The sequence below is a fragment of the Roseateles sp. genome (assembly GCF_039595595.1).
Lineage (GTDB): Bacteria > Pseudomonadota > Gammaproteobacteria > Burkholderiales > Burkholderiaceae_C > Roseateles.
In genome coordinates this window covers 24,480-36,598 of record NZ_JBCNLG010000019.1, presented here as the reverse complement: position 1 = coordinate 36,598, position 12,119 = coordinate 24,480, and the positions used below count along the sequence as shown (strand labels likewise).

The following is a 12,119-nucleotide window of genomic DNA, read 5'->3' as shown; positions in this document are numbered from 1 at the left end:
GTCGCGAGACTGGCGTCTTCTCCCCACGAGAGGACCCGTCCTGCGATGAACCGCTTTCTCATCTCCGTGCTTCTCGGCCTCGTGGCCTGGAATGCGTCGACCGCATTGCTGATCGACTTCTACGTCCCGTCTCCTTGCGACTTCACTGGGCGCTGCGACGGCGACATGATCTTCACGCTCAAGGTCTTCGGGATCTGGCTGGGCATGTTCTGGCTGAGCTCGGTGACGGTGCTGCTCTACAACATCGTCAGCTGGAAGCGGGCTTGGCAACGTCATCAGCGGCAGTGGCAATGATGCGCCTCCCCGCCCTGCACCACTTCCTGCGCCTGTCGCTGAGCGGGAACGCCGGCCGCAGCCTGCGCCTCGAGGCCAGCGGCCGGCTGTCGATCTCGACGCCGGCCATTCGTCGTGAGGAGTCACCCCACCCTGACTCAAGGAGCTTCGCGATGACCGAGACCCCCATCCATGCCTTCCTGCGCGATTACGCCGCCGCCGTCTACGAGCGCGATCTGGCCCGCTTCATGGACCTGTACAGCGCGGACATGCAGGTCTTCGACAGCTGGGACCGCTGGCAGCACGATCGCCAGGCCTGGGCGGACATGGCCGCCGGCTGGTTCGAAGGCATCCGTGACGTGCGCGTACGCGTGACCGCCAAGGACATCGCGAGCTGGTGCGACGACCAGGTCGCGGGCGGTGCCGCGACGCTGGAGTTCGCCGCGCTCGACGACAGCGGCAAGCCGCTGCGCGCCACCGAGAACCGCCTGACCGTCGTGCTCCGCAACGAGAACGGCCGCTGGCGCGCGGTGCATCAGCACACCTCGGTGCCGGTGGACTTCAACAGCAAGCAGGTCGTGCAGCGATAGGCCAAGATCGACCGGCAGGCACGCCGCTCACAGCGCCAGCCGGTGCGCCTGCAGGGCCAGCAGGCCGTCGAAGATCAACGAGTCGATCAGCTCGTGCGGGATGTCCAGCGCCGGCGAGACCTTCCAGCCCGCGCCGCCGGTCATCAGCGTGACCGGCGCCTGGCCGCAGCGCTTGACGATGTGGCGGTGCATGCGCTCGATCGCGCCCGTGATGGCGTAGTTGCCGCCGCTGGTCAGCGCATCGGACGTGTTGGTCGGGAACTCGCGCACCTCGCCGGTGGGCACGCGCAGGCCGGCGGTGCCGCCTTCCAGCGCGCGCAGCATGATGCCGTGCCCGGGCAGGATCAGCCCGCCGAGGAACTTGCCGTCCGCGTCCAGCGCGTCGACCGTCACCGCCGTGCCGATCATCACCACCAGCGCCGGGCGTGCCGCCTGCCCGCGCATGCGCGCGAGGACGTGATGCCGCGCCCCGATCAGCGCCACGAAACGGTCCGCGCCCAGGCGCCCCGGATGGTCATAGCCGTTGGTCACGCCGCCCGCGTGCGCCGACGAGGCCACCCAGCGCGGCTCGATGTCCCACAGCTCCATCTGCTCCTCGACGCGATGCCGCATCGCGTCGCCGGCCACATTGCTGCCCAGCATGCTGCCTGGCGTGACCGGCAGCCGGGCCCAGTCGTGATCCGCCAGCTGCTCGATGTTCTCCAGGAACTGCGCGCCGTGCGCCAGCATCGCGCTGCCAGGCTGGGGACTCGCGTAAAGCGCCCACTTGAGGCGGGTGTTGCCGATGTCGATGGCCAGGAAACTCATGGGCGTGGGGGCTTGTTCCGTGGAATGCGCGCCAGGCACTGAAGCGCGGGACGGGGACAGGGCGGCAGGTTAGCAGTGTTTATCCTCAAGGCGGTGCACCCCGCAGCCGAAATAGGATGGGATCGGCATTCGCCGCTCCATCCTGGGGCGCTGCCGAAGATCCACCCTCACACGAGACCCCGGACCGATGAAGTTCTCCATCGCCACGCGCCTCTGGATCCCCGTCGCCGTCATGGCGGCCGTGACCGTCGTCATGACGCTGGGCGCGGCCTCCCGCACCCGCACGCTGCTCGCCGCCGCGCAGATCACGCAGGAGCAGCAGCAGCAGCGCTTCGAGCTCGCGCTGCGCTGGCGCGGCCTGACCGAGGCCAATGCCAGCCGCGTGCAGGCCGGCCTGGCGGCCAACGACAACGCCGTCGCCGACGCGATGAAGGGCGACATCGCCCGCACCACCGAGACCATCAACGAGGTGCAGAAGCAGCTCGAGGCGCTGGCCGACGGCGAGGACGACAAGGCCGCCATGGCCAAGATCGCCGACCGTCGCAAGGCCTACATCGCCGCCCGCAACGAAGCCGCCAAACTCAAGTCCGGCGGCGACGTCGAGGGCTCGCACAAGGCCCTGCAGTCGCAGGTGGTGCCGGCGATCGAGCAGTACCTGACGGCGCAGCAGGAATTCGTGGCGCTGCAGCAGAAGCGCTCGGCCGCGCTGCGCGAGGCCGCCGGCGCGGAGCGCATGCGCACCGTGTGGGGCGTGGCCGCGATGATGGCGGCGATCGTGGGCCTGCTGGCGCTGGCGACGGCGTATTTCGTGCGCACGATCTCGACCCCGCTGAAGTCGCTGATGGTGGAGGCCGAGCGCATCGGCGAGGGCGACCTGTTCCACGTCGATCGCGACTACAACAACGACGAGATCGGCGACGTGCAGCGCGCGCTGGCGGCGATGAAGAGCTCGCTGCGCAAGGTCATCCGCGAGGTGCGCGCGAGCGCCGACGGCATGCAGACCGCCAGCCAGGAGATCGCCAGCGGCAACCAGGACCTGAGCCAGCGCACCGAGCAGACGGCGTCCAACCTGCAGCAGGCGGCGTCGTCGCTGGCGCAGCTGACGGGCACCGTGCAGCAGAGCGCGGACAGCGCCCGCACGGCCAACCAGCTCGCGGGCAGTGCGGCCGAGGTGGCCGAGCGCGGCGGCGCGGTGGTGGGCGAGGTCGTGGGCACGATGGCCCAGATCGACGCGTCGGCCAAGAAGATCAACGACATCATCGGGACCATCGACGGCATCGCGTTCCAGACCAACATCCTGGCGCTGAATGCGGCGGTCGAAGCGGCGCGGGCCGGCGAACACGGCAAGGGCTTCGCGGTGGTGGCGTCCGAGGTCCGGGCGCTGGCGCAGCGCAGCGCCGGCGCGGCGCGCGAGATCAAGGCGCTGATCGGCGACAGCGTGACCAAGGTCGAAGCGGGCTCGCAGCTGGTGCGCGACGCGGGGGCAACGATGACCGAGATCGTCGCCAGCGTGCAGCGGGTGTCGGACATCATTGGCGAAATCAGCGCCAGCACGGTGGAGCAGAGCCAGGGCATCGGCACCGTCAACGGATCGGTGGCGCAGCTGGACCAGATGACGCAGCAGAACGCCGCGCTGGTCGAGGAATCGGCCGCCGCCGCGGAATCGCTCAGCGAGCAGGCCCGCAAGCTCACGGCGCTGGTGGGACACTTCAAGGTCAGCGATCCCAAGCCGGCGGAAGGCAACCCGCCACCGTCCGCGGCGGCGCCGAAGCCGCTCGCAGCGCCACGCCCGGCGGCGGCGCCCGCCGCCAAGGCGCCGATCGCGAAGCCCGTTACCGCAAAGAATTCCGCGGCAAGAGCCTCCACGACGACAGCGGCTTCAAGACCGCTCGCCAAGGCAAGCCCTGCCCCCGCGCCGGTGCCGAAAGCGGCGCCTCCGGCCCCGGCCGGCCCCAGCGCGACCTCGGCGCCCGGCGACGATTGGGAAACTTTTTGATCTGCCTCAACGGCCCTCAAGAGTGAGGGCCCTTCCCCCATTTGTCTGCTTGGCGACCGGCCGCGTGCGGCATAGGCTTTCTGCCCTCTCCTCTTTGAGGGCCGATGCTCAGCACCCGCGACCAGATTCAGGCCAAGGCACACGACAGCCTTGACGCGATTACTATTGCCTGTCGATACTAATGATCAAGAGCTTTGCGGACAAGCGCACGGCGGCGATCTTCGACGGAACGACGACATGAGCATTCCACGCAGCCGGCTGAACCAGATCGATTTCGGCGACCTCACGACGGGGCGCCGGCTCGATCCGGTCCATCCTGGAAGCATCCTGATGACGGAGTTCATCGAGCCGCTCGGACTCACCCGGTATCGCGTCGCGAAGGCGATCGGTGTTCAGCAGCGGCGCATCGACGAGATCTGCGCAGGCGAGCGTTCGATCTCCGCCGACACGGCCGTCCGGCTCGGGCTGGCCTTCAGCGTGGACCCGCGCTTCTGGCTCAACCTCCAGGCGCAGTACGACATCGAGGTCATCCTGCAAGCGCATGGCGACCAGTTGGTGGAGGAGATCGACGCCTTGGCCGCCTGATCCCGCGTCATGCGCAGCGCCACCTCGCTCGCTCCCTGGCAGGTCTCCACCGGCGGCATCGCCGGCCTGATCCTCAGCATCGGCCTGGCACGCTTCGCCTACACGCCGCTGCTGCCGCTGATGCAGCAGCAGGCCGGCCTCGGTGACGCGATGGGCGGCACGCTCGCCGCCATCAACTACGCCGGCTACATGAGCGGCGCCCTGCTCGCCGCGCTCATCGACGACCCGCGCTGGCGTTCGCGCCTGTACTTCTGGGGCATGCTGCTGGGCCTCGTCGCCACGGCGCTCATGCCAATCGCCCCTCAAAGCGCGCCGCACCTCGCGTTGTGGGCCATCTCCCGCTACCTCGGCGGACTCAGCGGCGCCGCCGGCATGCTGCTGGGATCCGGACTCGTGCTGGGCTTCCTGATGCGCGCCGGCAGACGCCCCGAGCTCGGCGTCCACTTTCTCGGACTCGGCCTGGGCATCGTCGTCTCCGCGCTCGGCGCGATGGCGATGGACCGGCTTGCGCTCGATTGGGCCGGCCACTGGTGGGGCTTCGTCCTCGTCGGCCTGCCGCTACTCGCGATCACGTGGTGGTGGCGTCCACCGGTGCCGCCGCCCGCTGCGGCCGCGCTCGCGGCCGGCGCGCCAAGCCCCAGATGGATGCGGTGGATGATCGCCGGCTACTTCTGCGCGGGCTGGGGCTTCGTCATCAGCGCCACCTTCACCGTCGCCATCGTCGAGCGCCAGCCGCTGCTGCATGGCCAGGGGCCGTGGGCGTGGCTGCTCGTCGGACTCGCCGCCACGCCGGCCGTGTTCCTGTGGGACCGCGTCGCGCGCCGCACCGGCGATCTGAACGCGCTGCTCACCGCCTTCGCGCTGCAGATCGTCTCCGTCGTGCTGCCCGCGCTGTCGGGCAGCCTCGCCGCCGCGCTCACCGGCGCCCTGCTCTATGGCGCCACCTTCATCGGCCTGGTGAGCCTGACGCTCGCGCTCGTGGGCCGCCGCTCGCCCGGCAATCCCGGCAAGGCGATGGCCCGCCTCACGCTCAGCTATGGCGTCGCCCAGGTCACCGCGCCCGCGCTCGCCGGCGCCATGGCGCAGGCCAGCGGCAGCTATCTCGCCTCGCTGTGGCTCACGGCGGCGGTGCTCACCGCCGGCATGCTGATCATGTGGCGCCTACGCGGCCTGGAACGCCGCGGCGAGGTCTGATTCATCCAGAAGACCGATGCCATCGGCCCTGCGCGCCGAGGCCTCGATCGCCGCATCGAGATCCACCTGCTCGCGCCAGCGCGGCGACAAGGCCACCACCTCGCCGATGACGAGCAGCGCCGGACTCGGCAGCCCTTCACGTTCGATGGCCTGCGCCAGCCCGGCGAGCGTGGTGAAGCACTCGCGTTGACGCGCCGTGTGGGCTGCGCTGACGATCACCGCCGGCGTCTCTCCGCTCAGTCCGCCTTCCTGCAACGAGCACGCGATGGCCGCCGCCCGCGCGAGCCCCATGTAGACCACCAGCGTGAGCCGGCTCCTGGCCAGCGCCGCCCAGTCGGGTGCGATGCCGTGCTCGCCGTTGTGCCCCGTCACGAAGGCCACGCCCGGCGTGCAGCGCCGATCGGTCACCGGCACGCCGACCGAGGCCGGCGCCGCCAGCCCGGCCGACAGCCCGTTGATGACCTCGACCTCGATGCCGGCCTCGCGCAACGCATCGACCTCCTCGCCACCGCGCCCGAACACGAACGGATCGCCGCCCTTGAGCCGCACCACCCGCGCGCCGGCCTTCGCTTCGCGGATCATCAGCTCGTGGATGAAGCGCTGCTCCGTCGACACGCCCCCCCCGCGCTTGCCCACGCGCAGCACGCGCGCCGACACCGGCAGGCAGGCGAGCACGCGCGCATCGACCAGGTCATCGGTCAGCACGACCTCGGCCTGCTGCAGGCGCTTCAGCGCCTTGACGGTGAGGAGTTCCGGATCGCCTGGCCCCGCGCCGACAAGGGACACCAGCGGCGTGCTGCCGGATGGGCGGGGGGATGAACTGGCGGATGAACTGGCGGATGGGCCGACGAATGGGCCGACGAATGGGCCGACGAATGGGCCGACAGCGGGGCTGACGTCGAGGGGAGTCATGTCGCTTCCTTCACTTCCACGGACACCGGCCTGCCGCCGGCGGAGGCGCTGCCTTGCACCAGGCGCCGCAGCGCCGGCAGGCAGGAGCCGCATTGCGTGCCGCAGCGCAGCTCACCTTGCAGCGCGGCGAGCCTGGCCTCCGGCGACCCCTCCGGCTGCCTCTGGAGGCAGGCCGCGATCGCGTCCTCGCGCACATCGAAGCAGTTGCAGACCTGCGGACTCGCGGGTGCGGCGGGCTGCTCCGCATCAGGCGCCAGCAGGCGGCGGCCGAACGGCGCGACCGCCGCGCGCTCGCTCCACAGCGCGTCGAGCCACGCGCCCTCGCTGCCCTCGCCCACGCGCAGCAGCGCCTGCAATCGCGCTTCGGCGCCTTCGCCGTCCAGCCGCAAGGACCGGCTGCGACCGCGCCGCCCATCGGCGTAGCGCAGCACGCCGACCCCATTGAGCTGCAGCACCGTCGACAGCGCCTGTACCACCGGCGCCGGCGGCGGCTCGGCGAAGGCGAGTTCGAGGCTCCAGCCCTCGAGCGCCTCGTTCGCCGGCCCCGGCAGGCAGCAGGCGTACTCCGCCTGCGCCATCAGCACGCGCAGCTGGGCGCGCAGCGCCGCGCCCTCGCCGGGCCGGACCCAGGCGGCGCCGAAGACGCGCCACGGCAGGCTCACCGGCTCGACGCGGACGGCTGCGAATTTCAGTTCGGGCTGGCGCGCGTCCGGACAGTAGGCCGGCTGCGTCAGCGCGTTGATGCCGAGCTGCCCGCGTCCGCCCAGGAACTCGCTGCCCCAATGCATCGGCAGCCAGGCGCGCTGCGGGCCGACACGCTCATCGGCGCGCAGCGGCACGATCAAGGGCCCGCGCCGAGACGCCACCCGCACCAGCGCGCCTGCCTCCAGGCCGCGCCGCGCGATGTCCTGCGGATGCATGGACAGCGCGGGCGCCGGTTCACCGGCGAAGAGCCGCGCGACGGTGCCGCTGCGGCTCATGCCGTGCCATTGGTCGCGCAGCCGTCCGGTGCTCAAGGCCAGCGGGAACTTCGCATCCTGCGTCTCCGCCGGCGGCTGGAAGGCCTTGGCGATGAAGCGTGCGCGGCCGTCAGCATGCGGGAACGCGCCGTCCTCGTACAGCCGGGCCTTCGCATCCACCGCGCCCTCGGGCCAGGGCCACTGGCGCGGCGCCTCCTCGAGCATCGCGTAGCTGAGCCCGCCGATGTCGAGGTCCCGCCCGCGCGTCGCCTCGCGATGCTCCAGCCAGAGCTGTTCCGGACGCTCCCATGCGAACAGGCTCGCGCGCCCCGGCCGCAGCGCCGCTTCCATGCGCCGCGCGACATCGCGCACGATGCGCCAGTCCTCGCGCGACTCGCCGGCCGGCGGCACGGCCGCGCGCACGCGACTGATGCGGCGCTCGCTGTTGGTGACGGTGCCTTCCTTCTCCGCCCAGGTGGCCGCGGGCAGCACCACGTCGGCGAAGTCCGCCGTCGCGGTGCCCGCGAAGGCTTCCTGCAGGATCACCAGCTCGCAGCGTTCCAGCGCCGCGCGCACCAGCGCCTGGTCGGGCATGGACTGCGCCGGATTCGTGCACGCGATCCACATCGCCTTGACCTCACCGCGTGCCGCCGCCTGGAACAGCTCGACGGCCGTCTTGCCTGGCCGTTCCGGCATCGCCTCCACGCCCCACAAGGCGGCCACTTCATCGCGATGCGCGGCATTGCCCGGGTCGCGGTGACCGGGCAGCAGCGTCGCCATGCCGCCGCTCTCGCGCCCGCCCATCGCGTTGGGCTGCCCGGTCAGCGAGAACGGGCCCGCGCCCGCGCGGCCGATCTGCCCCGTCGCCAGATGCAGGTTGATCAGCGCGGTGTTCTTGGCCGCGCCGCTGCTGCTCTGGTTCAGGCCCATGCAGTACAGCGACAGTGTCGAGGGCGACTGCGCGAACCACTGCGCCGCCTGCAGGATCTGCTCTTCCTTGAGCCCGGTGAGCCGGGCCGATTCCGCCGGCGTCATCGCCCGCACCAGCGCCTTCAGCGCGCGGAATCCGCTGGTGTGGCGCTCGATGAAGGCGGCATCGATCCAGCCTTCCCAGATCGCCGCGTGCAGCATGCCGTGGAACAGCGCGACGTCGCTCCCCGGCTTCAGCGCCAGGTGCAGGTCGGCGAACTCCGCCGTCTCCGTGCGCCGCGGGTCGACGACGATGATCTTCATCTCCGGCCGCGCCGCGCGCGCGGCCTCGATGCGGCGGAACAGGATCGGATGCGCCCACGCGGTGTTGGAGCCGGCGATGAACAGGCAATCGGTGCGCTCGAGGTCTTCGTAGCAGGCCGGCGGCGCGTCGGCGCCGAGCGACTGCTTGTAGCCGACCACCGCCGAGCTCATGCACAGCCGCGAGTTGCTGTCGATGTTGTTGGTGCCGACCAGCCCGCGCGCCAGCTTGTTGAACGCGTGATAGTCCTCGGTGAGCAACTGGCCCGAGATGTAGAAGCCGATGGCATCGGGCCCATGCTGCGCGCGGATCGCCAGCAACTGGTCGGCCAGGCGCTGCGCGGTCGTGTCCCAGTCCTGCGGCTGGAGCGCTTCGTCGCGCGTCGGCCGCCAGGCGGGCTGCAGCAGGCGCTGCTGCGCGCGCACGAGCGGCGTGGCGGTCAGGTGCAGCGTCGCGCCCTTGGTGCAGAGCCGGCCGAAGTTGGCCGGATGGTCCGGATCGCCGCGCACCCCGATGACGCGGGCGTCCTCACCGCTGCCCGCCGTCTCGATGAGCACGCCGCAGCCGACGCCGCAGTACGGGCAGGTCGAACGCGTTTGGGCCATCGCGGCGCTCCGCTCAGCAAGCCACGCGGGTGCAGGGACCCGCCTTCACCGGCGGCAGGTCGATGCCGATGGTGTCCAGCTCCTGCCGGTCCAGCAGCACGAAGCCGTTCTCGACCTTCACCTGGAACACCGGCGTGCGGCCTTCGTCGGGCTCGCGTGCGCAGCCGCTATCCAGCGCGATGGTCCAGTTGTGTAGCGGGCACGCGACCGCGTTGCCGAAGACGATGCCCTGGCTGAGCGGCCCGGCCTTGTGGGGGCAGCGGTCGAGCAGCGCATGGACGCGATCATCGGCGGTGCGGAACAGCGCGACCTGCGGTCCCTGGTCGCGGGCGACGCGGCGCGAGCCAAGCACGGGGATGTCGGTGACGGCGCAGACGGCAATCCAGTGGGTCATGGGAATCCTCGTGATCAGAAGGTGTCGCGGACAGGCGCGGCAGGCACGGTCTTCGCGCCGGCACCGGCGGTGGACGCCGGCGCGCCGACGCTGGCCACCGGCTCGAACTGGCGCACGTCGACCTGCGCCTTGGCGAATTCGAACCACGGATCGGGTTCACCGTCGAGCGCGAACTGAAGCTCGGCCCACAGCGCCTTGCGGCCCTCGTGGTCCTCGAGGATGCGCTGCTTGACATGGTCCAGGCCCACGCGGGCGACGTAGTGGACGGTGCGCTCCAGGTACCAGCCCTCCTTGCGGTAGAGCTGCATGAAGGCGCCGGTGTACTCCATCACCTCCTCGGCGGTCTTGAGCTTGACCAGGAAGTGCGCGACCTCGGTCTTGATGCCGCCATTGCCGGCGATGTACATCTCCCAGCCGGAGTCCACGCCGATGATGCCGACGTCCTTGATGCCAGCCTCGGCGCAGTTGCGCGGGCAGCCGCTGACGGCGAACTTGACCTTGTGCGGCGCGTACATGCGCCACATCGCGCGCTCCAGGTCCTTGCCCATCTGCGTGCTGTCCTGCGTGCCCATGCGGCACCACTCGGAGCCGACGCAGGTCTTCACCGTGCGCAGCGCCTTGGCGTAGGCATGGCCGCTGGGCATGCCGATGTCGCGCCAGACGTCGACCAGGTCCTCCTTGCGCACGCCCAGCAGGTCGATGCGCTGGCCGCCGGTCACTTTCACGGTGGGGATCTTGTACTTGTCGACGGCGTCGGCGATGCGGCGCAGCTCGTCGGCGGAGGTCTCCCCGCCCCACATGCGCGGGATCACCGAGTAGGTGCCGTCCTTCTGGATGTTGGCGTGGCTGCGCTCGTTGATGAAGCGCGATTGCGGATCGTCCACGGCCTCCTTGGGCCACGACGAGATCAGGTAGTAGTTGAGCGCCGGACGGCAGGTCGCGCAGCCATTGGGCGTCTTCCAGTTGAGCCGCTCGTACACCTGGTCCAGCGTGACCAGGTGCTCCTTGAAGATGGCGTCGCGCACCTCCTGGTGGCTCAGCTCGGTGCAGCCGCAGACGGCCTTCTTCTTCGGCGTGGCCGAGTAGTCCCCGCCGGCGGTGAACATCAGCAGCTGCTCGACCAGGCCGGTGCAGGAGCCGCAGCTCGCGCTGGCCTTGGTGTGCTTGCGCACCTCCTCCAGCGTGAACAGGCCCTTCTCCTTGATCGCCTTGCACACGGCGCCCTTGGTCACGCCGTTGCAGCCGCAGACCTCGTCGCTGTCGGCCATCGCGGCGGCCTTGTTGTGGCCCTGGTGGCCGACGTCGCCGATGTTGCTCTCGCCGAACATCAGCTTGTCCCGGATGTCGCCGATCTTGCGGCCCTCGCGCAGCAGCTTGAAGTACCAGCTGCCATCGACGGTGTCGCCATACAGGCAGGCGCCGACCAACTGGTCGTTCTTGATCACGAGCTTCTTGTAGACGCCGGCGAAGGGATCGCTCATCACGATCTCCTCGGTGCCGTCGCCGCCCATGAAGTCGCCGGCCGAGAACAGGTCGATGCCGGTCACCTTCAGCTTGGTGCTGGTCTGGCTGCCGAGGTAGCGGCCAATGCCGAACTGCGCCAGGTGGTTCGCGCAGACCTTGCCCTGCTCGAACAGCGGCGCCACCAGCCCGTAGGCGATGCCGCGATGCGCGGCGCACTCGCCGACGGCGTAGATGCGGGGATCGGTCACCGTCTGCAGCGTGTCGCTGACGACGATGCCGCGATGGCAGTGCAGGCCGGCGCTCTCGGCCAGCGCCGTGTTGGGGCGGATGCCGGCGGCCATCACGACGAGGTCGGCGGGAATCTCCTCGCCGTCCTTGAAGCGGACGGCCCGGACCCGGCGGCGAGCCGGGGCCTCCCCATCCAGGCGGCCGTCCTCCTCGCCGATCAGCGCCTCGGTCTGCGCGCCCATGCGGAAGCGCAGGCCGCGCTCCTGCAGCGACTTGCGCAGCAGGTCACCGGCCTGGTCATCGAGCTGGCGCTCCATCAGCCAGCCGGCGATGTGCACCACGGTCACCTGCATGCCGCGCAGCATCAGGCCGTTGGCCGCCTCCAGCCCCAGCAGGCCGCCGCCGATGACGACCGCGTGGCGGTACTTGGTGGCCGCCTCGATCATCGTGTTGGTGTCGGTGATGTCGCGGTAGCCGATCACGCCATCCAGGTCCTTGCCGGGCACCGGCAGGATGAAGGGGTTGGAACCGGTGGCGATCAGCAGCCGGTCGTAGTCGGCCACGGTGCCGTCGTCGGCGATCACCTGGCGCTTGACGCGATCGATCGTCGACACCGTCTTGCCCAGGTGCAGCGTGATGCCGTTCTCCTCGTACCAGGAGAGCGGGTTCAGGATGATCTCGTCGAGCGTCTGCTCGCCCGCCAGCACCGGGCTGAGCAGGATGCGGTTGTAGTTGGGATGCCGCTCGGCCCCGAAGACCGTGATGTCGTACAGATCGGGGGCAATCTTCAACAGCTCTTCCAGGGTGCGGACGCCGGCCATGCCGTTGCCCACCATCACCAGCTTCATCTTTTTCATGCGGCACGCTCCATTCGGATTCGA

Annotated in this window: 10 protein-coding genes; 5 read left to right on the top strand and 5 right to left on the bottom strand. The window is 70.3% G+C overall.

Features of this window, described 5'->3' with window-relative positions; genetic code table 11:
• Window positions 1–45 precede the first annotated feature (45 nt).
• Together ABDW61_RS19580 and ABDW61_RS19575 are read left to right on the top strand one after the other, a co-directional pair.
• A complete protein-coding gene (locus ABDW61_RS19580; protein WP_343641073.1) occupies window positions 46–294 on the top strand; it encodes a hypothetical protein in 249 nt (82 codons plus the stop codon).
• Window positions 291–863 carry a nuclear transport factor 2 family protein gene (locus ABDW61_RS19575; protein ID WP_343641072.1) on the top strand — a complete coding sequence of 191 codons (573 nt, stop codon included), beginning with the start codon at window positions 291–293 and terminating at the stop codon, window positions 861–863. The genes ABDW61_RS19580 and ABDW61_RS19575 overlap by 4 nt, the downstream gene beginning before the upstream one ends.
• A 27-nt stretch (window positions 864–890) precedes the next feature.
• Here ABDW61_RS19575 and ABDW61_RS19570 read toward each other — a convergent pair whose 3' ends face one another.
• Window positions 891–1,670 carry a type III pantothenate kinase gene (locus ABDW61_RS19570; protein ID WP_343641071.1) on the bottom strand — a complete coding sequence of 260 codons (780 nt, stop codon included), beginning with the start codon at window positions 1,668–1,670 and terminating at the stop codon, window positions 891–893.
• Between the two features lie 187 nt (window positions 1,671–1,857).
• Between ABDW61_RS19570 and ABDW61_RS19565 the strand changes: the two genes are divergently transcribed.
• The 3 genes from ABDW61_RS19565 (at window position 1,858) to ABDW61_RS19555 (ending at window position 5,445) form a co-directional block, all read left to right on the top strand.
• On the top strand, window positions 1,858–3,666 hold the full coding sequence (locus ABDW61_RS19565) for a methyl-accepting chemotaxis protein (protein ID WP_343641069.1): 1,809 nt from the start codon (window positions 1,858–1,860) through the stop codon (window positions 3,664–3,666).
• Between the two features lie 237 nt (window positions 3,667–3,903).
• Window positions 3,904–4,251, top strand: a complete 348-nt coding sequence (locus ABDW61_RS19560) for a HigA family addiction module antitoxin (RefSeq protein WP_343641067.1) — start codon at window positions 3,904–3,906, stop codon at window positions 4,249–4,251.
• Between the two features lie 9 nt (window positions 4,252–4,260).
• Entirely contained in the window at window positions 4,261–5,445 is a 1,185-nt protein-coding gene (locus tag ABDW61_RS19555) for a YbfB/YjiJ family MFS transporter (RefSeq protein ID WP_343641065.1), read from the top strand.
• Here ABDW61_RS19555 and cobA read toward each other — a convergent pair.
• From cobA to nirB, 4 genes are read right to left on the bottom strand one after another with little or no spacing between them, the layout of a single operon-like run.
• Complete coding sequence (gene cobA / locus ABDW61_RS19550) at window positions 5,413–6,357, bottom strand: uroporphyrinogen-III C-methyltransferase (RefSeq protein WP_343641063.1); 945 nt, start codon at window positions 6,355–6,357, stop codon at window positions 5,413–5,415. The genes ABDW61_RS19555 and cobA overlap by 33 nt on opposite strands.
• A complete protein-coding gene (locus ABDW61_RS19545) occupies window positions 6,354–9,152 on the bottom strand; it encodes a molybdopterin-dependent oxidoreductase (protein WP_343641061.1) in 2,799 nt (932 codons plus the stop codon). Before ABDW61_RS19545 ends, cobA begins: the two co-directional genes overlap by 4 nt.
• A 13-nt stretch (window positions 9,153–9,165) precedes the next feature.
• A complete protein-coding gene (gene nirD, locus ABDW61_RS19540; RefSeq protein WP_343641059.1) occupies window positions 9,166–9,546 on the bottom strand; it encodes a nitrite reductase small subunit NirD in 381 nt (126 codons plus the stop codon).
• A 14-nt stretch (window positions 9,547–9,560) separates the two neighbouring features.
• On the bottom strand, window positions 9,561–12,095 hold the full coding sequence (gene nirB, locus ABDW61_RS19535; protein ID WP_343641057.1) for a nitrite reductase large subunit NirB: 2,535 nt from the start codon (window positions 12,093–12,095) through the stop codon (window positions 9,561–9,563).
• Between the last annotated feature and the right edge of the window lie 24 nt (window positions 12,096–12,119).

Coding starts and splice junctions, on each gene's coding strand:
- ABDW61_RS19580 (WP_343641073.1), top strand. CDS start 46: ATGAACCGCTTTCTCATCTCCGTGCTTCTCGGCCTCGTGGCCTGGAAT.
- ABDW61_RS19575 (WP_343641072.1), top strand. CDS start 291: ATGATGCGCCTCCCCGCCCTGCACCACTTCCTGCGCCTGTCGCTGAGC.
- ABDW61_RS19570 (WP_343641071.1), bottom strand. CDS start 1,670: ATGAGTTTCCTGGCCATCGACATCGGCAACACCCGCCTCAAGTGGGCG.
- ABDW61_RS19565 (WP_343641069.1), top strand. CDS start 1,858: ATGAAGTTCTCCATCGCCACGCGCCTCTGGATCCCCGTCGCCGTCATG.
- ABDW61_RS19560 (WP_343641067.1), top strand. CDS start 3,904: ATGAGCATTCCACGCAGCCGGCTGAACCAGATCGATTTCGGCGACCTC.
- ABDW61_RS19555 (WP_343641065.1), top strand. CDS start 4,261: ATGCGCAGCGCCACCTCGCTCGCTCCCTGGCAGGTCTCCACCGGCGGC.
- cobA (WP_343641063.1), bottom strand. CDS start 6,357: ATGACTCCCCTCGACGTCAGCCCCGCTGTCGGCCCATTCGTCGGCCCA.
- ABDW61_RS19545 (WP_343641061.1), bottom strand. CDS start 9,152: ATGGCCCAAACGCGTTCGACCTGCCCGTACTGCGGCGTCGGCTGCGGC.
- nirD (WP_343641059.1), bottom strand. CDS start 9,546: ATGACCCACTGGATTGCCGTCTGCGCCGTCACCGACATCCCCGTGCTT.
- nirB (WP_343641057.1), bottom strand. CDS start 12,095: ATGAAAAAGATGAAGCTGGTGATGGTGGGCAACGGCATGGCCGGCGTC.